24 protein-coding genes are annotated in these 24,006 nt (G+C 71.4%); 10 read left to right on the forward strand and 14 right to left on the reverse strand.

What is annotated here, in order from left to right; all coding sequences use genetic code 11:
• The first annotated feature begins 73 nt into the window (after positions 1 to 73).
• Positions 74 to 619 (forward strand): hypothetical protein, encoded by a 546-nt coding sequence (locus CK206_RS19700; RefSeq protein WP_143337759.1) that lies wholly within the window; start codon positions 74 to 76, stop codon positions 617 to 619.
• 43 nt (positions 620 to 662) lie between these two features.
• On the opposite strand, the gene CK206_RS15350 is transcribed toward CK206_RS19700, so the two are convergent.
• The 3 genes from CK206_RS15350 to CK206_RS15360 are packed head-to-tail and all read right to left on the reverse strand — an operon-like array spanning position 663 to position 5,304.
• A complete protein-coding gene (locus CK206_RS15350; RefSeq protein WP_096906929.1) occupies positions 663 to 3,191 on the reverse strand; it encodes a PEP/pyruvate-binding domain-containing protein in 2,529 nt (842 codons plus the stop codon).
• Complete coding sequence (locus CK206_RS15355; protein WP_096906930.1) at positions 3,188 to 4,192, reverse strand: TIGR03617 family F420-dependent LLM class oxidoreductase; 1,005 nt, start codon at positions 4,190 to 4,192, stop codon at positions 3,188 to 3,190. The genes CK206_RS15350 and CK206_RS15355 overlap by 4 nt, the downstream gene beginning before the upstream one ends.
• A complete protein-coding gene (locus tag CK206_RS15360) occupies positions 4,189 to 5,304 on the reverse strand; it encodes a hypothetical protein (protein WP_096906931.1) in 1,116 nt (371 codons plus the stop codon). The genes CK206_RS15355 and CK206_RS15360 overlap by 4 nt, the downstream gene beginning before the upstream one ends.
• A gap of 94 nt (positions 5,305 to 5,398) precedes the next feature.
• Here CK206_RS15360 and CK206_RS15365 point away from each other — a divergent pair, with 94 nt between their 5' ends.
• Entirely contained in the window at positions 5,399 to 6,052 is a 654-nt protein-coding gene (locus CK206_RS15365; RefSeq protein WP_096906932.1) for a TetR-like C-terminal domain-containing protein, read from the forward strand.
• Between the two features lie 12 nt (positions 6,053 to 6,064).
• Here CK206_RS15365 and CK206_RS20475 read toward each other — a convergent pair whose 3' ends face one another.
• Positions 6,065 to 6,601 (reverse strand): hypothetical protein, encoded by a 537-nt coding sequence (locus CK206_RS20475; protein WP_096906933.1) that lies wholly within the window; start codon positions 6,599 to 6,601, stop codon positions 6,065 to 6,067.
• Positions 6,602 to 6,837: 236 nt separating this feature from the next.
• On the opposite strand from CK206_RS20475, the gene CK206_RS15375 reads away from it, so the two are divergent.
• The gene (locus CK206_RS15375; RefSeq protein WP_096906934.1) at positions 6,838 to 7,230 is read left to right on the forward strand and encodes a hypothetical protein; all 393 of its coding nucleotides are present in this window, start codon (positions 6,838 to 6,840) and stop codon (positions 7,228 to 7,230) included.
• 77 nt (positions 7,231 to 7,307) lie between these two features.
• Positions 7,308 to 7,496, forward strand: a complete 189-nt coding sequence (locus CK206_RS15380) for a DUF6440 family protein (RefSeq protein WP_096906935.1) — start codon at positions 7,308 to 7,310, stop codon at positions 7,494 to 7,496.
• Positions 7,497 to 7,525: 29 nt separating this feature from the next.
• Here CK206_RS15380 and CK206_RS15385 read toward each other — a convergent pair whose 3' ends face one another.
• The 3 genes from CK206_RS15385 to CK206_RS15395 form a co-directional block, all read right to left on the reverse strand.
• Positions 7,526 to 8,023: a hypothetical protein gene (locus CK206_RS15385; RefSeq protein ID WP_096906936.1), complete on the reverse strand. Its 498-nt coding sequence runs from the start codon at positions 8,021 to 8,023 to the stop codon at positions 7,526 to 7,528.
• A 381-nt stretch (positions 8,024 to 8,404) separates the two neighbouring features.
• Positions 8,405 to 8,809, reverse strand: coding sequence for a four-helix bundle copper-binding protein (locus CK206_RS15390; RefSeq protein WP_096906937.1), 405 nt, complete (start codon positions 8,807 to 8,809; stop codon positions 8,405 to 8,407).
• A gap of 86 nt (positions 8,810 to 8,895) precedes the next feature.
• Positions 8,896 to 9,558, reverse strand: coding sequence for a TetR/AcrR family transcriptional regulator (locus CK206_RS15395; RefSeq protein ID WP_096906938.1), 663 nt, complete (start codon positions 9,556 to 9,558; stop codon positions 8,896 to 8,898).
• A gap of 57 nt (positions 9,559 to 9,615) precedes the next feature.
• Here CK206_RS15395 and CK206_RS15400 point away from each other — a divergent pair, with 57 nt between their 5' ends.
• Positions 9,616 to 10,869 carry a cytochrome P450 gene (locus CK206_RS15400; RefSeq protein ID WP_227022231.1) on the forward strand — a complete coding sequence of 418 codons (1,254 nt, stop codon included), beginning with the start codon at positions 9,616 to 9,618 and terminating at the stop codon, positions 10,867 to 10,869.
• A 14-nt stretch (positions 10,870 to 10,883) separates the two neighbouring features.
• Here the strand turns inward: CK206_RS15400 and arfB are convergent, their stop codons facing one another.
• Entirely contained in the window at positions 10,884 to 11,324 is a 441-nt protein-coding gene (arfB, locus tag CK206_RS15405) for an alternative ribosome rescue aminoacyl-tRNA hydrolase ArfB (protein WP_096906940.1), read from the reverse strand.
• Between the two features lie 56 nt (positions 11,325 to 11,380).
• Positions 11,381 to 11,992, reverse strand: coding sequence for a 1-acyl-sn-glycerol-3-phosphate acyltransferase (locus CK206_RS15410; RefSeq protein ID WP_096906941.1), 612 nt, complete (start codon positions 11,990 to 11,992; stop codon positions 11,381 to 11,383).
• 166 nt (positions 11,993 to 12,158) lie between these two features.
• On the opposite strand from CK206_RS15410, the gene CK206_RS15415 reads away from it, so the two are divergent.
• Complete coding sequence (locus CK206_RS15415; protein ID WP_254050625.1) at positions 12,159 to 13,730, forward strand: DUF4389 domain-containing protein; 1,572 nt, start codon at positions 12,159 to 12,161, stop codon at positions 13,728 to 13,730.
• 17 nt (positions 13,731 to 13,747) lie between these two features.
• On the opposite strand, the gene CK206_RS15420 is transcribed toward CK206_RS15415, so the two are convergent.
• A complete protein-coding gene (locus tag CK206_RS15420) occupies positions 13,748 to 14,410 on the reverse strand; it encodes a TetR/AcrR family transcriptional regulator (protein ID WP_254050626.1) in 663 nt (220 codons plus the stop codon).
• Positions 14,411 to 14,489: 79 nt separating this feature from the next.
• Between CK206_RS15420 and CK206_RS15425 the strand changes: the two genes are divergently transcribed.
• From CK206_RS15425 to CK206_RS15440, 4 genes are read left to right on the forward strand one after another with little or no spacing between them, the layout of a single operon-like run.
• On the forward strand, positions 14,490 to 14,966 hold the full coding sequence (locus tag CK206_RS15425) for a nuclear transport factor 2 family protein (protein WP_096906942.1): 477 nt from the start codon (positions 14,490 to 14,492) through the stop codon (positions 14,964 to 14,966).
• A 37-nt stretch (positions 14,967 to 15,003) separates the two neighbouring features.
• Positions 15,004 to 15,732: a sulfite exporter TauE/SafE family protein gene (locus tag CK206_RS15430; protein ID WP_096906943.1), complete on the forward strand. Its 729-nt coding sequence runs from the start codon at positions 15,004 to 15,006 to the stop codon at positions 15,730 to 15,732.
• A 40-nt stretch (positions 15,733 to 15,772) separates the two neighbouring features.
• Positions 15,773 to 16,612, forward strand: coding sequence for an SDR family NAD(P)-dependent oxidoreductase (locus CK206_RS15435; RefSeq protein ID WP_254050627.1), 840 nt, complete (start codon positions 15,773 to 15,775; stop codon positions 16,610 to 16,612).
• The gene (locus CK206_RS15440; protein ID WP_371606968.1) at positions 16,569 to 18,149 is read left to right on the forward strand and encodes an amidase; all 1,581 of its coding nucleotides are present in this window, start codon (positions 16,569 to 16,571) and stop codon (positions 18,147 to 18,149) included. The genes CK206_RS15435 and CK206_RS15440 overlap by 44 nt, the downstream gene beginning before the upstream one ends.
• Before the next feature lie 448 nt (positions 18,150 to 18,597).
• On the opposite strand, the gene CK206_RS15445 is transcribed toward CK206_RS15440, so the two are convergent.
• The 4 genes from CK206_RS15445 to CK206_RS15460 form a co-directional block, all read right to left on the reverse strand.
• Complete coding sequence (locus CK206_RS15445) at positions 18,598 to 20,199, reverse strand: ABC transporter substrate-binding protein (RefSeq protein ID WP_096906944.1); 1,602 nt, start codon at positions 20,197 to 20,199, stop codon at positions 18,598 to 18,600.
• Positions 20,200 to 20,352: 153 nt separating this feature from the next.
• Complete coding sequence (locus CK206_RS15450) at positions 20,353 to 21,957, reverse strand: ABC transporter substrate-binding protein (protein WP_096906945.1); 1,605 nt, start codon at positions 21,955 to 21,957, stop codon at positions 20,353 to 20,355.
• Positions 21,954 to 23,021, reverse strand: a complete 1,068-nt coding sequence (locus CK206_RS15455; RefSeq protein WP_082923919.1) for an ABC transporter ATP-binding protein — start codon at positions 23,019 to 23,021, stop codon at positions 21,954 to 21,956. The genes CK206_RS15450 and CK206_RS15455 overlap by 4 nt, the downstream gene beginning before the upstream one ends.
• Entirely contained in the window at positions 23,018 to 23,986 is a 969-nt protein-coding gene (locus tag CK206_RS15460) for an ABC transporter ATP-binding protein (RefSeq protein WP_067716433.1), read from the reverse strand. The genes CK206_RS15455 and CK206_RS15460 overlap by 4 nt, the downstream gene beginning before the upstream one ends.
• Positions 23,987 to 24,006 lie beyond the last annotated feature (20 nt).

The following is a 24,006-nucleotide window of genomic DNA, read 5'->3' on the forward strand; positions in this document are numbered from 1 at the left end:
GACCGGCCATTCCGCCCTGTGTGTCGGACCAAGCTGCTTGGATTCTGGTAGTCGACTCGAACCAGGAGGGGACATGACCCGTTTCCGAAAGATCGTTGCCGCGGCGGTCGGGGTACTCGCCCTTGGCGCTGGCGCTGTACCTATCGCGCAGGCGCAGCCGCTCCCGGGTGGTTCCGTGGAGTTGCCGCCGATCGAACCGATCGCCATCGCAGTCCCGCCCGGCTCCGTGTCACAGCAACTGCCCGCACTGCCCTTCCCGTTCTTCTGGGTGGACGGCCAACCGGCGCCCCCGCGGTATGTGGCGTCGAACTGGGTCGAGCCATTCAGCGGTTGCCCGGCCGCGAATCAGCGGGCGTATGCGCAGGATGGGACTCAGCTGTGGTGCACCTACCTTGACCGGACCGATGCACGGGTGTGGGCGCCCTACACCTCTGATGTGCCCTGGACGCCGGACTTCAAACACAAGCCCGTGACCCGTGTCGCCAATTCACTCGCCGGTGAGCCCTGCGGTCCAGTGGGCGCAACGGCGATTGATCCCTCGAACGGACAGGAAGCGTTCTGCGACTGGCGGCGCATTGATTCGGACGTCCCGGTGTGGCAGTTCAAGCCGGGGTCCTGACCGACCCATTGTCGGCGACGAGATCGGAGAGACGCGCTGGCCCTCACCCCTCCAGTCGAGTCACCACGCCGCGGTCGCCGTCCACTCGGACGCGGTCGCCGGTGCGCAGCGTTCGGGTGGCGTCGATGGTGTTGACCACGCATGGCAGGCCGTACTCGCGGGCGACCACCGCGCCGTGCGAGACGGAACTGCCGATATCGGTGACCAGCGCCGCGATCACCGTGAAAAACGGCGTCCAGCCCACATCTGTCACGGGCGCGACCAGGATCTCACCGGGCTGCACCTCCCGGGCATCGACGATCGACCGGGCCACCCGCACCACGCCCGCCACCGTTCCGCGGCTCGCCGGACGGCCCACGATCTCGCCGCCCGCAGCCTCGCGGGGCGGCCGGGCGATCAGCGGGACCGGCCGGCCCACGGACACGTCCGCGAACTCCAACGCTTCCTGGAACGACAGTGCCTTCCGGCGTTCGACGGCCCGCGCGACCAGCGTCTCCGCCGAAACCGGCGCGTCTCCGTCAGAGCCGTGGTCGCCGAGCCCGCCGGTCACCGGACCCGGCGCGCCGACGATCCGCGCCAGCTCGGGCCGGTCGAAGAAATTCACCAGATCCGCATCCGGCAGCCGGCCGGACGCCGCGAGCACCTCACCCAGATGTCGATAACCACGCTTCAGCGAATGCGCCATCAGCGCCATCTTCGACTTGGTCTCCTCGCGGCCCCGCGCCCCGCCCCGGGCCCACCGCGCAAGCTGGCGGATCACGGGTGACTCCGGCTCCGGGACCTCCGCGGTCTCGGACGCCCGCCCACCCCGCTCGAGCGTGGACCGCACCATGACCTGCATGATCGCGCCCAGCCCCTCGGGATCGTCGGCCCACGACGCGTCTCGCATACACAGCTCGCGATACCCGCGATGGCCATGGCGCAACAGGAACCGCCGCAGCGCGACGCCCCACCCGTCAGCCGAGGCGAGCACCGCCTCCACTGCCGCGCCGGGATCCGCTCCGAGAAACCGCTCGGTAGCGGCGGAGTCAGCAGCCAACGCCCGCACCACCGACTCGAGCTCGGCCAGCATGAGCGCGCTCTCCACATCCGCGGCGCCGGCCATCAACCGCGAGGCCTCGGTGCGACCGTCGTCCTCGCTGCCACCCGCGGCCACGGCCTGCCGTACGAGCGTGCTCTCGAGCACGTTCGCCGCGACGGCCGCGCGCGACGAGGACCGCACGTGCGTCAACGTCACCTCGCAGTACAGCCGCATCCCGTCCTCGAGCTGCCGCCACAACCGTAGAGGGTCACAGCCGGTGGGGACCTCGAACGCGCCGATCTGCTCGCCCAGACCCCGCACGGCCGGGCCCGCGGTGAGGGCGAACGTCGACAGTCGAACCGTATTACCGAGTCGCCGCGGGAACGGCTGCGGCGGCTTGGGCACGAGCTCGTCGACCACCCGCCCGCAGATCGACGCGGAGAACTGCTCCAGCGAATTGCCCAGCAGTCCCGAGCTCAGCGCGGTGCCCTCGGTGAGGTTGAGGAACATGTGCCCGGAGAAGTAGCCCACCTGCAGCCACGGTTGCTCATAACTCGGCTGCGCGCGGGCGACCACCTGGATCAACTGCATGGCGTGGTCGATCGCGTACCCCGACACCGACGCGGTGAGCGGGCAGTACGCCCCCGGCATCATCTCGCCGATGTTGCAGCGCGTGTACACGTGGTCGCTGCCGGCGAGTGTCGAATCCATCCCGCCGAGGTCCGCGGGCAGCGTCGTGATGGGCCGCGCCTGCAGCCACCACAGCCGCCCCTGCCGGTCGATCGCCCACTCGAGATCCATCGGCCGGTCCCAGTGCCGCTCGGCGGTCAGGGCGCCAGAGCGGATCGCCGCGATGTCCTCGGCGAGGAGCACCGGGCGCTCGCCGACGTCGCGCACCGCCACGGTGCCGGCGGCGTCGAGGACCAGGTGGTCGGGGGAGGCTGTGCCGTCGACCAGCGACTCGCCCAACCCGGCGACGGCGTCGATCACCATGAGGTCGCGCCGCCCCGTGGTGGGGTCGGCGGTGAACACCACGCCGGCCGCGCGGGCGTCCACCATCTGCTGGACCACCAGGTGCATGGTGGCGGGGGAGTCGGTGGCGGGGGAGTCGGCGGCGGGGGAGTCGGGCCCGGCGCCGCGGTAGGCCGTCGCGCGCCCCGATGCAGCCGACGCCACGCACGTCCGCACCGCCTCGGCCAGCGCCTCGGCCGAGTCCACGCCCAGCACGGTGTCGTACTGCCCGGCGAAGGACTGTTGCGCGCCGTCCTCCCCGGCCGCCGAGGACCGCACCGCGACGGGGGTCGCGCCCGCCTCGGCCATGCGGCGGTACCACCGGGCGGCGGTGTGGGCTGGGACGGTGGTGTGGGCGACGGTGGTGTGGGCTGGGACGGTGGTGTCGGACTGAGTGTCGACGACGACGAGGTCGGCTCCCGCGTCCGCGATGACGAACCCCGGCGGTACCTCCAGGCCCAGTCGGATGAGCTCGGCCAGGCCTGCGGCTTTGCCGCCGTAGCTGTCGTCGGTGACCTGTTCGAACTCGACGGTGTTCACGGCCGGCCCGCCAAATCGTCGACGATCTGCGCGAGGGCGTCGGTGGCGATCGGTCCGGTCTGGTACAGGCACACGCGGTCGCCGACGCCGTCCACGCGGTCGCGGACGTGGGCGGCGACCTCGGCCGGGGTGCCGCACGCGGCGATCGTGTGCAGGATCTCGTCGCTGATGAGCGAGGTCATCTCCTGCCACCGCCCCTGCTTGCTCATGGCGTTCAGCTCGGGCTGCAGATCGCCCCAGCCGTGGGCGTCCAACACCGGTTTGTAGGCAGGCGTCGAGCCGTAGAACGCCAACAATCTGCGGGTGGACATGTGGTCGTCGTCGTCGTTCTGTCCGTCCGCCACCGACACGATCACCTCGGGCACCACCTCGAACTCCTCCTCGCGCCGACCGGCGGCCGTGAGGCCCGCCCGAACCCTTGGCATCGTGTGTTCGTGGAGGAACCGGGTGGTGCCGAACGGCATCACGAGCAGCCCGTCGGCGACCTCGGCCGCCGCGCGCGTCAGTCGCGGGCCGAGCGCACCGAGGTAGATGGGCGGCGGGCCGTACGGGGTGGGCGGCGGCACGAACGTGGGGGTCATGAGGGTGTGGCGGTAGAACTCGCCGCGGAAGTCCAGTCGCTCGCCCGTGGCCCATGTATGGAAGATCGCCCGCAGGGCGCCCACGAGGTCCTTCATCCGCTCGACGGGCAGGTCGAATTCGGTGCCGTAGCGCTTCTCGATCTGCGCCCGGATCTGCGTGCCCAGGCCCAGGACGAACCGTCCCTCGCTGAGCGTCTGCAGGTCGTGCGCCTGGTGCGCGAGCTGGATGGGGTTGCGGGGGAAGGCGATCGCCACGTTGGACATCAGGTCCAGGCCGCCGACCTGCGAGGCCAACACGAGCGGGGCGAACACGTCGTGCGGGCCCTCGAAGGTGAACACCCCGGACGCGCCCGCCTCCCTGAGCTCCTCGGCGCGCCGGACCGCGTCGGTGGGGGAGAACAGTGCCGTCATGACCTTCACTTCGCCACATCCGTCCAGTCCGAGAACCCCGACGGGTGATGCGGGCCGATCACCCCGTGCTCGAACAGGCCCGCGCCCTCGCGTCGGGTGCCGTCGGCCTCGGTGCACACGGCGTGGCCCACGTGGTCGATGAGGCTGAACGCCGCCCCGGCCATGACCTGCGGATCCGTCAGATCGAAGGTCACGCGGTCGGTGAAGCCCTCGCCCTTCCAGCTGCCGTGGGCCCACGTGGAGTCGCCGCCATAGCCGGAGCCGAACGCGATCGGGGCGTACAGCCGGGACTCCACCTCGAGCCGGATCTGCTCGCCCGCGCGGTTCATGAACTCCACCCGCACGCCCGTCGGGATGCGGGTGCCGGGGGTGTACTCGACCGCCACGCGCACGCCGTCGAGCTGCTCGACCCGGCCGTCGGCCCAGCGGCGGGTGCAGTCGTAGAGGCTGCGGTGGCCGTCCGGGTCCTCCTGCAGGATGAGGAACAGCTGGAAATCATCGAACGCCAGCGGGAGATACAGCCACCACATGCCCCGGAACGCCGTGTCGGGCCTGCCGGCCGGTTCGGCCTCGCCCACCGGGCGGATACCCCACGAGCGGTCCCGGGCGGCGACCGACGAGGAGTGGGTGACCTCCATCTTGTCGTCGTCGACCTCGATCCACCCCTCCCACGAGCCGACCTGCGCGAACCGGCTGGCCTGGAGCGTCACCCGCCGGTCGGTGAGCATGGAGTGCGGGTCCTCCAGTGCGGCGGGGAACAGGCCGCGCCACGTGAGGTCCGCGGCGATGCCCTCCGTGCGCTCGAGGGTCAGCCGGATCTCCCGCAGCGGCTCGATCACCTCCAGCCGGTACCCGCCGACGTGGGGGTTGAGGCGGTCATCGTCGATGGCGTCGCTCATCCGCACCGCGGTCTGCGTGTCGCCGCGGCGGACCACGAAGTACGCGTCCTTCACGCCCAGGTGCGGGTAGTAGCCGATTCCGGTGAGCACCATGAAGCGGCCCTCGCGGTCCAGCACGTTGAAGTAGGAGCGGTCGTAGAAGTTGCGGTCCGAGGTGGCCGGCCACGTCAGCGGCGCGGGCGTCTGGTGGATGGGGAACTCGTCGAGCGGGCTCAGGTGCACGGGGCTCTCCCTGGGGTGCTGGGTGGCGGCGTCTCGCGGTCTCGCGTCGGCGGCGGGAATACGATGTTCGGCGTATCGGAACTAGGGTGAGACCATGACAGTAGACGGCGACACCGCGCGCGGCGGATCAGCGAAGTCCGCGCCCGGGCGGCCGCGCGACGGCCGGATCGACGCCGCGATCATCACCGCCACCCGCGAGCTCGTCCTCGAGACCGGCTACCCGGCGCTGACGCTGTCCGCCATCGCGGCGCGCGCCGGCACGACCACCGCCGCGCTGTATCGCCGCTGGTCGAGCAAGGCGCAGCTCGTCCACGAGGCGGTGCTCGAGGCGGAGGTGATCCCGGCGTTCGAGTTACCCGATGGCGTAGACGGCGGGGCGAGCAGCGCCGGCGGGGCTGGTGCCGCTGTCGGGGATCCGCAGGCCGACATCCGCGCGCTGGTCGAGACGGTCCGCGTGCTGTTCGACCGACCCGAGGTGCGCGTCGCGCTGCCCGGCCTCATCGCCGATACCGTGGCCGACGCCGACCTGCACGCCCGGATGATCGCCCGGCTCGCCGGCAACCTGCCCGCGTTCGAATCGCGCTTCGGTCGGGCTCGCCGGAGCGACGACCACCTGCCCGTGCTGGCGGAGGTCGTCGCGGGTGCGGCGATCTTCCGGCTGCTGGTGAGCCCTGCCGCCGCCCTGGACGACGAGTGGGTCGAGGAGCTGACCGCGCTCATCATCGGGCGGTGGCAGGCCGGCGGCTGAGGCGGGAGCCGGTCAGGAACCCGCGATCGCCAGGATGATCCAGACCGGTAGCCACAACCCGAAGGTCAGCAGCGTGAGGATCAGGTGCAGGGCGTGGTTGACGCGCCTGACCTGCCCGCCGTGCACGTACACCGTCTGCTGCATGGGCGGGTAGCCGAACTGCGGCGGGTAGGGGCCCTGCGGGAACTGGTGCGGCGCCACGTGCAGGTGCTGCGGGATGAATTGATCGGCGTACCCGAACTGCTGGCCGGGGCCATACGGGGCGGTCGGACCGTAGGGCGCGGCGGGCGGCATGCCGTACGGGAACCCACCCTCGTGGGCCAGCGGCTCGGGCGGTCGCGCGTACGGCTGGGCCGGCTGGTGCGGGTGGGCGAAGCGCGGGGGATCGTAGCGCTGGGGCTCATGCTGCTCGGCGGGCGGGAACTGCGCCGTGGGGAACTGCTCGGTGGGGAACTGCTCGGTGGGGTTGGCCTGCCCCGGCGTCTCGGACCGGTCGAGCCAGTCCTCGGACCACGGCCCGTCCGGTCGCCGCGCGTGCTGCTCGTTCATGCTGGCTCGATTCGAGGGGTCGCTGGCGGGATGGGACGCCCTCCAACATAACCCCCGACACCGGTCCGTTGACACCGGTCAGGGCCGATCTCAGGGTCGAATCCGGGTCACCCTGAGGGGCCGCGGTGCGGATCCGGGGGGCGGCAGTGTGAATCTCGGGAACATTCCGGTCCGCCACCCATCCGGAATGCGGGGGCCTCCGAATCCTGTGTAGACGCCCAGACAGGAGATCCATCATGAGCACGGTCCCCGTACGTCGCCGCAGCACGATCACGACGGTCGCCCTCGTCGGCCTCGGCCTCACCGCCGCGACCCTCGCGTTGGGGACGGGACTGCTGACGATCGGGTCGTCGTTGAACGCCACCGTCGCATCCGCCGAACTCGCCGCCGGAGCCGCACTGATGTCCCGCACCACCTGGATGCTGCCCGCCCTGTTCACCGTCATGGTGTTCGCGGGAATGGGCGTCGCCGTTCACCTGATCGGCGGTCGCAGACGCCCGCAGACCACCGAGGCCCGGATGCGCACCCGCGACAGCGAGCCCCACCCCGCCATCCCGTTCGAACTCCGTGCTCCGGACCGGGCCGTCGCCGAGGCCACCCGCGGACTGTTCCGCCACATCGACTCCTGAATCGGATCCCGGGGCGGGGTGACCTCGTCGTCGTCGTACCTTTGTCCGGCACACCCCGCCGGTGCCACGATGGGCGCATGGCGAAAAAGGACAAGCGGTTCGAGAAGATCCACTCCGAGTCGATGGGGTTCGGCGGGACCGCGGAGATCCTGCGCGACACCCGCACCGGCGTCTGCTACCTGTGGCGCTCGGCCGGTGGGAGCGGGGGCGGGTTCACCGTGCTCGTCGACGCCCAGGGCAAGCCGCTGATCGAGTACGGGCTCTAGTTCTCCGCAGCCGGGGGTGACGCTGCAGGTCAGCCCGCGCACGCCCCGCCGGTGCCGCCGCCGGTGCCGGAGGTCGAACCGAGATCCGCACCCAGCTTCTCCGCGAGCCTCGGCGCGAGCCCGGTCGGGGCGGGCTGTGGACACGTCGACATCGTCGGCACGGTCGCGGACGTCAGCGAGGACCCGCCCGACGGCGCGGCGGAATGCGCCGTGGTGGTCGCCGAGACGGCCCCGGGTTCAGGGGTCGGGCCGGCGGCGGGGACCCGGATGATCACGGACGCCGAATCGTCGCCGTCGCCGTCGCCGTCGCCGCCCCTGTCGTCTCCGGTGGCGCGGGCGCCCTTCGGGTCGCGATCGGCCTCGGAGTCACCGGTGTTCGGGCCCGGAACGGCGACGGTCGACGACAGGACCCAGGTCTGTGGACCGGGAGTCTGCGGGACGGGGTCGGCGGATGTGGTCGGGACGACCGCAGCCGATCGCTCCAGGCCCAGCGGCACCAGGAAGAACAGGCCGAGGAGGAGCGCCACACCCAGGACGGCCCAGCCGAGCCCCGGAGGGGAGGCCGGGCCCGGAGCGCCTTTTGTGGTGCCGTGAGCCGGGGACGGGGCCTGTCGGGTGGCGGCGTCGTCTCCGACTGGGCGGCGATCTGTGTGTCTGGGCCGCCTGAAGCCGACCATCGTGTCTCCCTCGGCAAGGCGCCGCCGCGGATCGGCTCTGTGCGACTGCGGGAGACACTCACCACCCCTTCTCCCAGCAGTATCATCGCCGGGAGTTTGGTAAGCGTTACTTCATGCGCCTCGGTGAGGTGGGCCGTGGACTGGCGGAACGGAAGTGACTGCCGGTCCAGACGGCTCGCGCGGCCGCCACCGGGGGCGCTGTTGATCGTGAGCCCGGCCGCCGCCGGAGGCTCAGCCGATCGCGGCGAGCAGGTCGGCGCAGGCCTTCTCGCAGCGGCGGCAGGCCCGGGCGCAGTGCTTGCAGTGCTCGTGCATCTCGGCGTGCTGCTCGCAGTCGTCGGCGCAGGCGGCGCAGGCCGTCCGGCACGCCGTCAGCTGCGCCTTGACGACCTCGAGGTTGCTGCCGGTGCGGCGGCTCAGCAGGGCGGCGGTGGCGGCGCAGACATCCGCGCAGTCGAGGTCGGTGCGGATGCAGTCGCGCAGGTCGGCGACGGACTCCTCGGCGAGGCACGCGTCGGCGCACGACGTGCAGGTGGTGGCGCAGGACGCGGCCGCGTCGATTGCCTCGGCGAGCAGGTGCACGTCGAGGCCGTCGGTCGGATTCGGATGGGACGTGATCATCTCGGAAGTGCTCATACCTCCACGCTACTAGTGCCGCCCGGTGGCGCAAGGCCTGAGATCAAGACGATATAACGCCTGGTGGGGGGGCTCGGAGGTGTCCTTCAGGGGCGGGGCGCAGGCCGCGCGAGCCCTCGCGCGAACCCGTCGATCAGGTCCGCCACATAGGTGCCGTGCGGGGGGCCGACCTCCGGCGGATCGCAGGCCCGCGCCGCGAGTTCGGCGGTGAGCATGACGATGAACTGGCGGACCCGGTGGCGGGCCAGGTCCGGGCCGCACGCCGCCGTCGCGGCCGCGACCAGCATCTCCAGCTGATCCTGCAGTGCGGTGTCCGCGACCGGTCCGGTGTTGACCGTCCGGCCCACCTCCGCGAGTGCTCCCAGCTGGCCGATCACCCGGAGCGTCCAGCGGCCCTCGTCGTCGTCCAACAGGTCCGCCAACGGGGACACCACCGCCCGCACGATCTCGGCGAGGTCGGGCGGCGACGACACCCACGTTCGCAGGTCCGCGCGTCGCTCGGCCTCCATCCGCAGGACGCCGCGGTCCAGGACCTCCCGGAGCAGTCCCGCGCGGCCGCCGAAGTGGTAGTTGATCGCGGAGTCGTTGCCCTGGCCGGCATCGGCGACGATGTCGCGGACCCGTGCCGTCCGCCAGCCGTCCGAGGCGAAGCGGCGCAGTCCGGCTAGGTAGAGAGCGTCGCGGGTGGCCGTGGCGCGGGGTGTGGTGGGGCGGGGGGTAGTGGAGCGCGGGGTGGTGGGGCGGGGCACGCGCTCGAGTCTAGAGGGGCCCTTCCCCTTGTTTAACAGTCCGTGTTAAATGGCGCCATGACCCAGCCCGCCATGACCCAGCAGCCGGCGACGGCCCCCACGTTCAACCCGTTCGACCCCGCGCACCTCGCCGACCCCTACCCGGGCTACCGGCTGCTGCGCGAGACCGATCCGGTGCACCATCACCGCGGCGACGGCACCACCGCCCACCCCGACTTCTGGGCGCTGTCCCGCTACGCCGACGTCGACGCCGCCGTGTGCGATCCCGGGACGTTCTCCTCCGCCAGCGGGCTGACCTTCTACCGCGACGAGATCGAGAAGCTGGGGCTGGCCCCGACCATCGTCATGATGGACCCGCCCGAGCACTCCGGGAAGCGGCGGCTGCTGGCCAAGGCGTTCTCCCCGAAGCGCGTCGCCGCCACCGAGCCGCGGATCCGCGACTTCGTCCGTGGGCGGCTGGCGGAGATGGCCGAGAGGTACGACGACGACGAGGTGGTCGATCTCCACCGCGACTTCAGTGCGCAGATCCCGACATTCGTGCTGGCCCACCTGTTCGACCTGCCGACAGCGGACCGCCCGCTGTTCGGCCCGTGGGTCAGCGCGCTGACGACCCTGCAGGAGGAGGGATTCCGCCCGGCCGGCCTCGAGGGCGGGGCGGTGGATGCGGTGGCGGAGATGTTCGCCTACTTCGGTGAACTCATCGCCGAGCGGAGAGCCCACCCGGGTGACGATCTCATCTCCGCTCTGGCTCAGGCCGAGATCGAGGGCGAGCGGCTGGACGACTGGGACATCCTCGGCTTCTGCTTCGTCATCGTCGCCGGCGGCAACGACACCACCGGCAACCTCATCTCGCACACCGTCGCGCTTCTCGACTCCCATCCGCGGCAGCGCGAGATGCTCGCGGCCGACCCCGGGCTGATCCCCGGCGCGCTCTCGGAGTGCCTGCGCTTCGAGTCGAGCGTGCAGGCGCTCGCGCGGACGACCACCCGCGAGGTGACCGTCGGCGGGACGACGATCCCGGCGGGGGAGAAGGTGATGATGCTCTACGGCTCGGCCAACCGCGACGAGCGCGAGTTCGGTCCGACCGCCGGGCAGCTCGACATCACGCGCGAGATCAGCGGGCACCTCGGGTTCGCCCGCGGCCCGCACTTCTGCATCGGCTCGCACTTCGCGCGGCTCCAGGCACGCATCGCGGTGGAGGAGCTCTACGCCGCGCACCCGACGGTCGGGGTCGACCGGGACTCGGCGGTTCGGGCGCTCTCGCCGTTCACCCGGGGGTTCGTCTCGCTCCCCGCGACGGGCCTGGCCTGACCTGCGACCGGGCATCAGTCGTGGTCGGGGCGTCTGCGGTTGCGCTTGATCTCGGCCCGGCGGCGTTCATGCTGGACACGTCGCCGCTGCGAACCGCGGGTGGGTCGGGTCGCACGCCTGGCGACCGGCGGCGCCACCGCGTCACGCAACAGCTCTCCGAGGCGCCGGCGTGCCGTCGCCCGGTTGCGCCGCTGCGACCTGTTCTCCTCGACGCTGACGGTGAGGACCGTGCCGGACAGTTTCGGGGCGAGGGTGCGCAGGGCCCGTTCGCGCTGGACCTCGTCCAACGCCGTCGTGGTGCCCAGGTCGATGCTCAGCTGCACGCGCGAATCGGCGGTATTGACGTGCTGGCCGCCGGGGCTCGACGACCTCGAGAAGCGCTCGACCAGGTCTCCCGCCGGCACCGTGAGGCCACGGGGCGCGCCGGGCCCCGGAGTCACGCGCAGGCCGTCCACGGAGCCAGTATCCCGCACCGACGAGCGCGGCCGGGAACCCGACAGCAGTCCGGACGTCAGTCGAGCTGCTCCTGCGGCAACTCGGCATCCGTGCCCGCCGCCCGGCGCTCGTCGACCAGACGGGGCTCGACCCGCTGTGAGGGATGGAACCCGGCCTTGTCCGCGTAGAAGGCACGGATCCTGTCCATGTCCGCGGCCACGTCGCCGGTCAGATCGATCGTCGGGCCGAGCCCGGTCGTCATGGTGCTGCGATCGACGTAGCCCAGCGTCACCGGCATGCCGGTTTCGCGGGCGATCCGGTAGAAACCCGACTTCCAGTGCGTGTGCCCGCCGCGGGTGCCGTCCGGGGCGACGACCAGGCCGAACGTCTCGCCCGCGTGGACCTGCCCGACCATGTCCTCGACGACCCGGGCGGGGTTCGCCCGATCGACCGGAACCCCACCGAGCGCCCGCATGATCGGCCGGCGCCACCCGGTGAAGAGGCTGGCCTTGCCGAGCCAGTGCATGTCGATGCCCAGTCGCCAGGCGATGCCGAGCATGAACACGAAATCCCAGTTGGACGTGTGCGGTGCGCCCAAGAGCACCGTGGGTCGATCCGGAGCCGGTCGGGTCGACAACTCCCAACGGCTGAAGAACCAGAAGGCGCGGGAGACGAGGCGGCGGATCACCCCGTCACCCTAGGCCACCGCCGGGTGCGGCGGAGGGGGTCGAGGCCGGACGGGAAATCGACACACAATCGACGCAGTTACACTGCGAATATAACGATATAGTCATCTTTACGACGGCATCGTCGATCCAGACGAGTGTCGTGACACCTACTCCTGAGGAACCGCTATGGGTGCTCCGCAACCCGCTCCGTCCCACTCCGATCCGAACCCCGGCTCGACGGCCCCGCCCAGATCCGGGCAGGGGACCCGTCCACTCAACTGGATCATGCTCGTCGCCGGGGTGCTGCTCACGGCGCTGGGCCTGACGCTGAGCGCTGCGGGCATCTTTCTCGCCGTCGCCGAGGCCTCGCAGCGGGACGGGCGGTATGCGTACACCGAGACCGAGCAGTTCCGCTCGGTCGGCAACGCGATCATCACGGCCCCGTTCACCCTCAACCTGGACGAGGACCAGGCTGCCTCCTCGGGTGCGTTCGATCTCGAGGACCTGATCAGCGTCCGGGTCCGCGCCACTCCTGTCGTCCCGGGACAACGGGTGTTCCTCGGCATGGCGCCCGCCGATGCCGTCGACGAGTATCTCCGGGATGTGCCCCACGCCGTGTTCGGCACCGACCCGTGGGCCGACGGCTATGGCATGGACGCCTCGGACTGGACCGGCCGATCAGGCTCGAATGACGACGTCGACGAGGTCCCCGGGACGCGAGTGCCGGGCCCTCCCGCCGACGAGCGGTTCTGGGAGCGCTCTGTTACCGGCTCCACCCAGCAGACCCTCAATGTGGATTTGCAGTCCGGGAACTGGGTGATCGTCGTGATGAACAGCGACGGCAACCGCCCGGTGTGGGTGGACGTGCAGGCGGGGGCCCACACCGAATTGTTCGGATTCGCGAACCCGGCCACGCTGATCGCCGGGATCGTCGGTCTGGTGCTGGGGATCCCGCTGATCCTGCTCGGCGCCGCCGGGCTGGGGCGCGACGTCGAACGCCGAACCGCGGGCGTCCCGGGCGCTGATGTCACGGGCCGGTTGACCGGCCCCGATCCGCTGCGGCTGACCGGCCATCTGGATCCGGGCGTCTCCCGCGCACTGTGGCTGATCAAGTGGGCGCTGGCCATTCCGCACTACATCGTGCTGGCGGTCCTGGGCTTCGCCGCGGTCGTGGTCACGGTGGCCGCGGGCCTGGCGATCCTGTTCACCGGCCGCTACCCGCGCTCGTGGTTCTCCTTCATCGTGGGCGCGATGCGGTGGCACTGGCGGGTCGGCTTCTACGCCTACGCCGCCCTGGGCACCGACCGGTACCCGCCCTTCGCGCTGGGCCGGGCGGACTACCCCGCCGATCTGGACGTCGTCTACCCCGAACGTCTGTCGCGGGGTCTCGTGCTGGTCAAGTGGTGGCTACTGGTGATCCCGCACCTGCTGATCGTCGGCATCATCACCGGCAGTGGCGCGGCGGCGGTCGACGCCTCGACCGACAACGACGGCATCAGCGTCGGCTTCACCCTGCTGGGACTCCTGGTGCTGATCGCCGCGATCGGCCTGCTGTTCACCGGGCGCTACCTGCCGGGCCTGTTCGTTCTGAACGTCGGCCTCAACCGCTGGGTCTACCGGGTCGCGTCGTACGTTCTGCTGCTGCGCGACGAGTACCCGCCGTTCCGCCTCGACCAGGGGCCGACCGAACCGGCACCCGCCGCCGAGCACGCCACACCCGCCGAGTACGCCACACCCGACGGGCCTGCCGACCGCTGAGGGGCCGGGCGGGGGCCTCAGCGGTCGCCGGTGATGACGCGGGCCAGCAGATCCGCCAGCCGCTCGTCGATGCCGTCGCGGTCGGCCTCGGGGATGTCGAGCGCGTCCAGCAGTGCCCCCCGCAGCACGGGCCAGGCGTACACGGCGGTGAAGACCAGCAGCAGCTCGACGTCGCCGGCGGGCGGGGGAGAGGTCATCCGCCGCAACGCGGCCGCCGGACGCTGCGACGGGTCGAGCATCGGCGGGAACGCCGCCTCCCGGTCCAGGGCCAGCCACGCGAGCAGTCGGCTGATCTCCGGGTGCGACGAGGCCCCGAGCAGCATCCCGCGCGCGGCCTCACCGGCGTCGTCGAGGTCCTCCAGGCGGGCGGCACCGTAACGCACCGCATCCTGCATCACCTCGGTGAGCAGCGCGTCCTTGCGCCCGATGTGCCGGTGGATCAGGCCGAGATTGACCTGCGCCGCGTCGGCGATATCGCGCAGCGGGACGTTCGGACCGCGCTCGGACAGCAACCGGCGGGCCTCCCGCATGACGGCCGAGCGGACCTCGTCGCGGCCGGTCGGGCGTGTGGGGGACGGGCTGCCCTCGTTGTCGTCGTCGCGGTTGTCGTCGTCGCGGCGGTTGTCGTCGCCGTTCCGGGCGCCCGACGCGCCTCCGACGGCATTCTTCCCGGTTTCCATTCCCGAACTGTACACAATTGACTACAGTCGCTGCTGTGCGCGCGACACGCGCGCCCCGACCCTCTGCGAAAGGCCAGCGATGAGCACTCCCGACCGCCGCGACGACATCGACGCCATCAAGTCACTCAAGTACCGCTACCTCCGCTGCGTCGACCTGCGGCTGTGGGACGAGCTCGCCCAGACGCTCGCGCCCGACGTCACCGCGTCCTACGGTAAGCGCCTGTCCTACACCGGCCGCGACGAGGTGGTCTCCGGACTGCAGGGTCAGATGACGAACGACGTCATCACCGAGCACCAGGCCCACCACCCGGAGATCGAGGTCGACGGCGACACCGCCACCGGCCGCTGGTACCTGCAGGACCGGGTGATCGTCCCCGCCTTCGACACGATGATCTTCGGCAGTGCGTTCTACTCCGACACCTACGCCCGCATCGACGGGCGCTGGATGATCACGAAGACCGGCTACAAGCGCACCTACGAGGCGATGATCAACCTCAAGGACGTGCCCAGCTTCCAGCTCAACGACAACCACCTCGCACCGTCGAGCGCCGACTAGCAGCACCGGGCACCGGTAGGAGGTCGGACGGACCGTCATGGAGTTGATCTGGGTCGCGGCCGTGTGCGTGGCAGTGGCCTCGGTCATAGGAGGGATGACCGGATTCGGCACGTCGCTCATGGCGACCCCGTTCATGCTCATGGCGGGCATCGGCCTGACCGAGACGGTCGTGGTCAATCTCGTGGTGGCGCTGGTGACGAGGGTGGGCGTCACCTACCAACTCCGCCAGCACATCGAGTGGCGACGCGTCGCCATCCTCGGCGGGGCGAGCCTCCCGGGTGCCTGGCTGGGCGTGCAGACCGTGAGCATGCTGCCCGAAGAGCACCTCAAACCGGCGGCGGGGGTCATCACCATCCTGTGTGGGCTGGCCATGGCACTTCCGACCGCACGCGTGGCGCGCCCGCCGTCGGCCCGGCTCACCGCGGTCACAGGCGCTATCGGCGGCTACTTCTCCACCACCACCTCACTCAACGGGCCGCCCGTGGTGCTGCTGCTCAGCCGCGCCAGGCTGCCCCCACTGAGCTTCATCGCCGACCTCGCCGGTTACTTCGTCGTCACCAGCATCGTGTCCCTGGCGCTGTTGTGGGCGGGCACGGACGTCGACCTGCGGGAACTGACGCCCATGCTCGCGGCCTCCGTCGTCGTCGGAGTGGCGTTCAACCAGCTCGGCATCGCGATCGCCACACGTCTGCCGACCCACGTGTTCCGCTCGTCGGTGATCGCCCTCGTGGTGGTCGCCGGCCTCGTCACCATCATCACCGCATGAACGAACACGACCGACATCCCGATCAACCACGGAGGACCCCATGACCGAGAACACCCAGAGCACGCCCGGGGCGGGCAGCGACCAGCCGGGCGCGGCCGCACAGTCCGGCGCCGACCGCGACAACCGCCTGGCCGGCAAGGCCGCGATCGTCACCGGCGGAGGACAGGGCGTCGGCCGCGGCATCTCGCTCGGCCTCGCCGAATCAGGCGCGGCGGTCCTGCTGGTCGGTCGCAGGATGCACAAGCTCGAACGCGTCGCCGAGGAGATCCGCTCCGCCGGCGGCACCGCCGAGTGCCTCGCCGCCGACATCGTCACCGACGGCGCACCGGAGCAGATCATCGCCACAGCCGTAGAGCGCCTCGGCGGGGTGGACATCCTCGTCAACAACGCCAACATGGCCATGCCCCTGCCGCTGTCCGACTACCCCGACGACGACTTCCGCAAGGCCTTCGAGGGCGGCCCCCGCGTCTCGCTGACCCTGATGAAGCTCGCCCGGCCGGAGATGGCACAGCGCGGCGGCGGCACGATCATCAACCTCGTCACCTCCGCCGCCGTGCGCTGGGACGCCGCCAACTACGGCGTCTATTCCGCAGTGAAGGAAGCCGTCCGCGCCCTCACCCGCGCCGCCGCCTACGAGTGGGCCGCCGAGGGGATCCGCGCGCTCAACGTGGCCCCGCACGCCCACAGCCCCGGGCTCGACTGGTGGATGGAGAACAACCCGGAGGAGGCCGCCGAGTTCGTCGCGGGCATACCCGCCGGCCGGGTGGGCGACCCCCTCGCCGACATCGGCCGCCCCGTCGCCTGGCTGTGCTCCGGCGAGGCCTCGTATCTGAGCGGTGCGACCATCCCGTTGGACGGCGGCCAGTCCCGCTGGGGCTGACCTCGTCGTCGTCGTCGTCGTCGCCGTCGTCGCCGTCGTCGTCCCCGTCGTCACCATCATCACCGTCGTCCCCCCCATCCCCACGCCCACGAGAGGCCACCCCGTGACCGACACCCCCACCCTGACCCGCGACGCGCTCGCCCTGGCCGCCGACATCCGCGCCGGTGCCACCAGCGCCGCCGAGGTGCTCGAGACCGCGATCGCCCGTATCGAGCGGCTCGACCCCGAGCTCAACGCGATGGTCTCCACCCGGTTCGACGCCGCGCGCGCCGAGGTCGAGGCCGGGTTGCCCGACGGCCCGCTGCGCGGCGTGCCGATCGTCATCAAAGCCCTCGGCACCGACGTGGCCGGCCTGCCCGCCGCCGACGGCTCACGGCTGTTCGCCGACGTCGTGGCCGACGTGGACAGCACCGTGGTCCAGCGCTACAAGGCCGCCGGGATGGTGGTGCTCGGCACGACCAACGTGCCCGAGATGGGCAAGTCCACCACCACCGAATCGCTCCTGCACGGGCCGTGCCGCAACCCGTGGGACACCGCGCACTCCACCGGCGGGTCGAGCGGCGGATCGGCGGCGGCCGTCGCCTCGGGCATGGTGCCGGTCGCGCACGGCACCGACGGCGGCGGGTCCATCCGAATCCCCGCCGCGATGTGCGGGCTCGTGGGACTCAAGCCCAGCCGCGGCCGCGTGCCCACGTGGCCGCACCCCGACGCGCTGTCGTCGCCCCTGTCCTACCACCACGCTCTGACGACGACCGTCCGCGACAGCGCCGCGCTGCTCGACGCCGTTGCCGGCCACCGCCCCGGCGACGCCTACGGGGCCCCCACGCCGCCGCGGCCCTTCCTCGACGAGGTCGGCGCCGACCCCGGCCGCCTGCGCGTGGGGATGCTGCGTGTCGCGCCCGGACCGTTCCCCACCGACCCCGCCTGCAGCGCCGCGGTCGATCACACCGCCGAGCTGCTCGCCGGGCTCGGCCACGACGTGCGCGAGGTGGAGTTGGACGTCGACGTGCTGGAGGGGATGTCGGCCGTCGGCGCCATCATGGGCGCCCAGCTGCGGGCGACCATCGACGCGCGCCTCGCCGCACTGGGAAGAGACCTCGACGACGACGACATCGAGCCCTGGACCCGGGTGATCCTCGACAACGCCATGACCCACTCGGCCCCCGACGTCGCGCGGGCCCTGCAGACCGCCACCCGGACCGGCTGGCGCGTGGCCGAACTGTTCGGGCCAGGTGGCGTGGACGTGCTGATGCTGCCGACGCTGCCCTCCACCACCCCGGAGCTGAGTTACCTCGACCCGACCGACCCGGAGGCGATGTGGACGCGGTCCTCGGCGTTCTCGGTGTGCACGAGCATGTTCAACCTCTCCGGGCAGCCGGCCATCTCCCTGCCGCTGGCCGCGGACGACCGCGGGTTGCCCGTCGGCCTGCAGCTGGTCGCCGACTACGGGCGCGAGGACCTGCTGCTGCGGCTGTCGGGGCAGCTCGAGGCGGCCGCGCCGTGGGCCACCGTGGCGCCGGGGTACGACGGGTGGTGACGGGCCCGGCCAGACGAGTGGCCTGAGCTGGCCCGCGTCCGGGCCTCCTGGGCTCCTGGGCTCCCGGCACGCTTGGCATCTGCTCCCGCGCCTGGCGTCTCGCGCTCGGTGTTGGCTTCCCGCGCTCGGGGTTGGCTTCCCGCGCTCGCCGGAGTGCGCCCATTTCGGCGCAGCCGCCCCCTGGCATGGCGTCTCGCTCCCGGAAATGCACGGGATCTCACCAGCCGCTCCTGGCCGTGGCGTCTCGCCCACCCCGCGGTGCGCGCGAGACGCCACGTTGGGGCGCGGCTGTGAGCGGCGCGGCTGTGAGCGGCGAGGCTGCTGTCCGCCTGGCCCGCCCGCCCCACCCCGCCTCGCGCCACCCCGGACAGCCGACGGCCCCGGATCCCGTGGAGATGTCTCCGGGATCCGGGGCCGTCGGTGTTCGAGAGGCGGGCGGGCCGCGCGATTACTCCTGGACGAACGCCCCGTCGAAGAACATCGTGGAGTACAGGCTCGGCGAGACGCCCTTGACGGAGTCGTCGACCACCACGTATTCCTGCGCATTGGCCATCACGGCGAACGGCACGACCCGGTTGTAGACCTCCTGCAGGTCGGTCGCCGCGGCCTTCTGCGCCTCGAGGTCGCCGGCGGCCTTGAACGCGGTCACGGCCTTCGTGAGCTCGGGGTCGTCGACGCCCGGGATGTTGAGTGAGCCACCGGGGGTCATGGCGCTGGCGAAGGTGGAGGCCGGGTCGGCGTCCGAGGGGGACAGCCCGCCGATGACGGCCTCGTAGTCGCCGGTGAACTGGCGGGCCACGACCTGCGCGACCGGCTGGCTCTGGATGGTGACGTTGAAGCCCGCCGCGTCGAGCAGCGCCTTCACCGCCACGCCGGACTCCATGTTCTCCGGGCTGTCCGCCACGAGCAGGGTGAGCTCGCCGTTCCAGTCCGGACGGTCGGCCTTGACCTCGTCGATGAGGGCGGTGGCCTGCTCGACGTCGAACTCGGGGCCCTGCTGCCCGTCGTAGAAGCGTGAGGACTCCGCGATGATGGCGGACGTGGGCTGGCCGAGACCGTCGGTGAGGCGCTGATCGATGAGCTCCCGGTCGAGCGCCATGGCGAACGCCTGACGGGCCCGCTCGTCGGTGAGGACGCCGTCGTATCCGGCGTTACCGGCGTTGAGGTTGACGATGGAGCCGGCGCTGGTGATGGTCTCGAAGCCCCGGTCGCCGGCGTCCTGGGCGGCGGTGACGGTCTTGGCGCCACGCAGGAACCCGACCTGGACCTCGCCGGTCTGGAACGCCTCGTAGGTGCCCTGGGAGCCGGGGATGCGGATGAACTCGAGGGTGGGGCAGACGGGACCGCCGTAGTAGTCCGGGTTGGGCTCCAGCACCAGCTCCTGGTCCGGGATGTACTCGGAGACCGTGAACGCGCCGGCACCGATCGGGTTGCGGGCCCACTGGGCGGGGTCCGCGGCCTCGTAGGCGTCCTTGGGGATCACCTCGCCCGCGGTCCCGGCCAGGAGGATCGGGAAGCCGGCCCACGGCTCGGTGAGCGTGAACTCGACGGTCAGCGGGTCCACCACGCGGGCCTGCTCGACCTGCATCGCGTCGGTCATCGCGTTGGAGACGGTCTTCGGGTCCTTGTGGAGGTCGATCGTGAACGCGACGTCCTCGGCGGTGAGCGGATCGCCGTTGGAGAAGGTGACGCCGTCGCGGAGCGTGAGCGTCCACACGGTGTTGTCGTCATTCGCCTCGAGCGACTCGGCCAGCTTGGGCTCGAACTCGGCGGCCTCGGGGTTCCACCGCATGAGGCGGTCGTAGACGGCCGCGGACTCGGTGGCCCCGCGGACACCGAACTGGCCCTGGCCGGGCGCGAACGAGGGGAGCATCGCGTACTCGCCCATGGTGATGGTGCCGCCGACGCGGTCGGCGGTGCAGCGCTCGGACTGGTCCGGGGCGGTGGCGCCGGAGGCCGAGGCGGTGGGATCGGCTCCGCCTCCTCCGCATGCGGTGAGCGCGAGGGTGGTCGCGGCGAGGACGGCCAGGGCGCTGGTGGCGCGGGTCATCTGTTCTCCTGATCGTGAGGGGCGGCGGGCCGGTCGGCTCACCGCTCATAGGTGTTTCCGGCACAGAGATGCCCCGGGCTCTCACCGGTGGGCGGGAGCCCGGGGCACGTCTGTGTGGTTCGGGCGCGGCCCGTCAGGACCGCGGGGGAGTGATCACTCCTTCACGAACGCCCCGTCGTACAGGACGGTCGAGGACAGGGTCGGGGTGAGTCCGCCGACCGTGTCGGAGACGGCCACGTACTGCTCGGCGTTGGCCATCACGGTGAACGGCTGCACCTCGTTGAAGACCTCCTGCAGTCGGGTCATCGCCTCCTTCTGGGCGTCGAGGTCCGCGGCGGCCTTGAGCTCGTTGACCGCGGCGGTGAGCTCGGGGTCGTCGATGCCCGTGAGGTTGGTCGCGCCGGTCGGGGTGAACGCGCTGGCGAACGTGGACGCCGGGTCGGCGTCCGAGGTGGCCAGGCCGCCGATCACGATCTCGTAGTCGCCGGTGAACTGACGCGCGGTGACCTGGGAGACCGGGGCGTTCTCGATCTGGACGTTGAACCCGGCCGCGTCCAGCAGCGCCTTGGCGACCACGCCGGCCTCGATGTTCTCGGGGCCGTCGGAGATGAGCATCCGCAGGGAGCCGTCCCAGTCGGGGCGGTCGGCCTTGAGCTCCTCCACGAGCGACTTCGCACGCTCGACGTCGTACGTCGGGCCCTCCTGGCCGTCGAACAGGCGGGAGGACTCGGCGACCAAGGCGGAGGTCGGCTGACCCTCGCCGTCGTACAGTCGCTGGTTCCACAGGTCGCGGTCCATGGCGGCGGCGACGGCCTGGCGGGCGCGGACATCGGTGAGGATGCCGTCGTAGCCGGCCTTGCCGGAGTTCATGTTGATGACCGAGCCGGAGCCGATGATCTCCTCGAAGCCGCGGACCTCGTCGGCCGTGGCCATGTTGACGAACTTGGCGCCGCGCAGGAATCCCACCTGGAGCTCACCGGTCTGGAACGCGTCGTAGGTGCCCTGGGAGCCGGGGATGCGGATGAACTTCAGGGTCGGGCAGACGGGGCCGCCGTAGTAGTCGGGGTTGGGCTCCAGGACGGTCTCCTGGTCGGGGATGTAGTTGGCGACCGTGAACGCGCCGGCGCCGATCGGATTGCGGGCCCAGTCCTGCGGGTCGGCGGCCTCGTAGGCCTTCTGGGGGATGACCTCACCGATGGTGCCGGCGAGCGCGACGGGGAACCCGGACCACGGCCGGGCGAGCGTGAACTCGACGGTGAGCGGGTCCACCACGCGGGTCTCGGTGATCTCCATCGCGTCGGTCATGGCGACCGAGCGGGTGGCGGGGTCCTTGTGCAGGCCGACGGTGAACGCGACGTCCTCCGCGGTGAGCGGGTCGCCGTTGGAGAAGGTGACGCCATCACGCAGGGTGAGGGTCCACACGGTGTTGTCGTCGTTGGCCTCGAGGGACTCGGCGAGCTTGGGCTCGAACTCCTCGGCCTCGGGGTTCCACACCATGAGCCGGTCGTAGACGGCCGCCGACTGCGCGCCGCCGCGGACACCGTACTGGCCCTGGCCGGGCGCGAAGGACGGGAGCATGGAGAACTCGCCCACGGTGATCTCGCCGCCGGCCCGGTCCTCGGTGCACCGCTCGGACTGGTCGGGGGCCTGGCCCTCGGCGCCGCCGGAGGCGGAGGTGGACTCCTCCCCGCCGCCGCAGGCGGACAGGGTCAGGGCGGCGGCCGCGAGGACGGCCATGGCGCTGGTGGTGCGCTTCATCGATTCTCCTGGAGAGGGTGGTGGCACGCGACCTGGTGGCCGGGTGCGATGTCGACCAACGGGGGGCGTTCGGTGGCGCAGATGTCGGTGGCCAGTGGGCACCGGGTTCGGAATCTGCATCCGGATGGGGGGTTCAGGGGCGAGGGCAGCTCGGAGCTGGTCGCGGTGATGGAGTCCTCGCCGAGCGTGTCGGCGAGCGTGCCGCCGAGCGTGGGCGCGGACGAGATGAGGAGCATCGTGTACGGGTGGGCCGGGGCCCGGTACAGCGACTCGGTGTCGGCGACCTCGCAGACGGTGCCGAGGTACATCACCGCCACGCGGTCGGCGATGTTGTGCACCACCGACAGGTCGTGGGAGATGAAGATCATCGTCAGGCGGTAGCGCTCCTTCATCTCCTCGAGGAGGTTGAGGATCTGTGCCTGCACGGAGACGTCGAGGGCCGAGACCGGCTCGTCGCACACCAGCACCTCGGGCTCCAGGACGAGTGCGCGGGCCAGGGCGATGCGCTGGCACTGCCCGCCGGAGAACTCCGACGGGCGGCGGCCGCCGGCGTGCTCGGGGTCGAGTCCGACGGCCTCGAGGGCGGCGTCGACGCGGCGACGGATCTCCTCGCGTCCACCGTCGACGCCCTGGATCTCGAGGCCCTCGGCCACGATGTCGCGGACCCTGCGGCGCGGGTTGAGGGAGGACACGGGGTCCTGGAAGACCATCTGGATCATCTTGCGGGCCCGGGTCAGGGCCGCTCCGGACAGCGAGCACAGGTCCGTGTCGTCGACCATCACGCGCCCGGAGTTCGGGCGGGGCAGCTGCAGCATCGCCCGGCCGAGGCTGGACTTTCCACAGCCGGACTCGCCGACCAGGGCCAGTGTGGAGCCGCGGGGGACCGTGAGGGAGACGTCCGAGACGGCGTGGACCGTGCCCTTGCGGGTGTGGTACTCGACGGTCACGTGGTCGACGACGAGTTTGTCGGCCCCGTGCTCGTCGACGACGACGTCGGCATCGGCCGGAGGGCCCGCGGCGTCCGGCTCGGCCGAACCGGTGAGGTGGGGGGAGGGGACGGTCATGATGCCTCGCTGGTGGTGCTGGAAGTGGCGGGGACGAGCGGGTGATGGCACGCGGCGCGGTGGATTTCAGCGATGGGGGCGGCGAACCGCGGTGTCACGTCGGGTGCCGTCGCCAGGTCCTCGAGCGGCGGATCCACGGCGAGGCAGTCGTCGGCCACACGCGGGCAGCGGGGTGCGAACCGGCAGCCGGCGGGCATCTCCCGCAGGTTCGGCGGGCGACCCTCGATCACGGTGAGCCGGGTGTGCGGCGGCAGGTCGGGACGCGGGATCGAGTCCAGCAGCGCCCCGGTGTACGGGTGTGCGGGCTCGTCGAGCAGGGCCCGGGTGTCGCCCACCTCGAGGAACCGTCCGGCGTACATGACCCCGATCCTGTCGGTGTGCTGCGAGACCACCGCGAGGTCGTGGCTGACGAGGATCATCGCCATGTCCGAATCGGCCTGCAGCCCGTGCAGCAGGTCGAGGATCTCGTGCTGCACCGTCACGTCGAGCGCGGTCGTGGGCTCGTCGGCGATGAGGAGCTTGGGCGAGCAGGACAGGGCGATCGCGATGCCGACCCGCTGGCGCATGCCGCCGGAGAGCTGGTGCGGGTACTCGGAAAGCCGGGCGCGCGGTGAGGGGATGCGCACCCGGGTCAGCAGTTCGACCGCGTGGTCGGTGGCCTCGCGGCGGCTCAGTCCCAGGTGGTGGCGCAGCGGGTCGGTGATCTGGCGCCCGATGGTCCGGATCGGGTTGAGCGAGGTCAACGGGTCCTGGAACACCATGGCGATCTCGCGGCCCCAGAACTTCTGCGCCTCGCGCTGGGACAGGGACAGGACGTCCCGGCCGTCGAAGCGGACCGTGGAGCCCTGATCGACGCGGGCGGTGGTTGGCGCGATGCCCATGATCGACCGCACGAGCATCGACTTGCCCGAGCCGGACTCGCCCACGATGCCGATCGTCTCGCCCCGGCGCAGGGAGATGTTCACCCCGTCGACGGGCGTGATGC

The organism is Dietzia sp. WMMA184 (genome assembly GCF_002441635.1).
Lineage (GTDB): Bacteria > Actinomycetota > Actinomycetes > Mycobacteriales > Mycobacteriaceae > Dietzia > Dietzia kunjamensis.

Bases quoted from the DNA above. Each gene is read 5' to 3' on its own strand.
- CK206_RS15445 (WP_096906944.1), bottom strand. From the start codon at position 20,199: ATGACCCGCGCCACCAGCGCCCTGGCCGTCCTCGCCGCGACCACCCTC.
- CK206_RS15420 (WP_254050626.1), bottom strand. From the start codon at position 14,410: ATGGAAACCGGGAAGAATGCCGTCGGAGGCGCGTCGGGCGCCCGGAAC.
- CK206_RS20475 (WP_096906933.1), bottom strand. From the start codon at position 6,601: ATGAACGAGCAGCACGCGCGGCGACCGGACGGGCCGTGGTCCGAGGAC.
- CK206_RS15365 (WP_096906932.1), top strand. From the start codon at position 5,399: ATGACAGTAGACGGCGACACCGCGCGCGGCGGATCAGCGAAGTCCGCG.
- CK206_RS15450 (WP_096906945.1), bottom strand. From the start codon at position 21,957: ATGAAGCGCACCACCAGCGCCATGGCCGTCCTCGCGGCCGCCGCCCTG.
- CK206_RS15455 (WP_082923919.1), bottom strand. From the start codon at position 23,021: ATGACCGTCCCCTCCCCCCACCTCACCGGTTCGGCCGAGCCGGACGCC.
- CK206_RS15400 (WP_227022231.1), top strand. From the start codon at position 9,616: ATGACCCAGCCCGCCATGACCCAGCAGCCGGCGACGGCCCCCACGTTC.
- CK206_RS15415 (WP_254050625.1), top strand. From the start codon at position 12,159: ATGGGTGCTCCGCAACCCGCTCCGTCCCACTCCGATCCGAACCCCGGC.
- CK206_RS15390 (WP_096906937.1), bottom strand. From the start codon at position 8,809: ATGAGCACTTCCGAGATGATCACGTCCCATCCGAATCCGACCGACGGC.
- CK206_RS15425 (WP_096906942.1), top strand. From the start codon at position 14,490: ATGAGCACTCCCGACCGCCGCGACGACATCGACGCCATCAAGTCACTC.
- CK206_RS15380 (WP_096906935.1), top strand. From the start codon at position 7,308: ATGGCGAAAAAGGACAAGCGGTTCGAGAAGATCCACTCCGAGTCGATG.
- CK206_RS15375 (WP_096906934.1), top strand. From the start codon at position 6,838: ATGAGCACGGTCCCCGTACGTCGCCGCAGCACGATCACGACGGTCGCC.
- CK206_RS15435 (WP_254050627.1), top strand. From the start codon at position 15,773: ATGACCGAGAACACCCAGAGCACGCCCGGGGCGGGCAGCGACCAGCCG.
- CK206_RS19700 (WP_143337759.1), top strand. From the start codon at position 74: ATGACCCGTTTCCGAAAGATCGTTGCCGCGGCGGTCGGGGTACTCGCC.
- CK206_RS15430 (WP_096906943.1), top strand. From the start codon at position 15,004: ATGGAGTTGATCTGGGTCGCGGCCGTGTGCGTGGCAGTGGCCTCGGTC.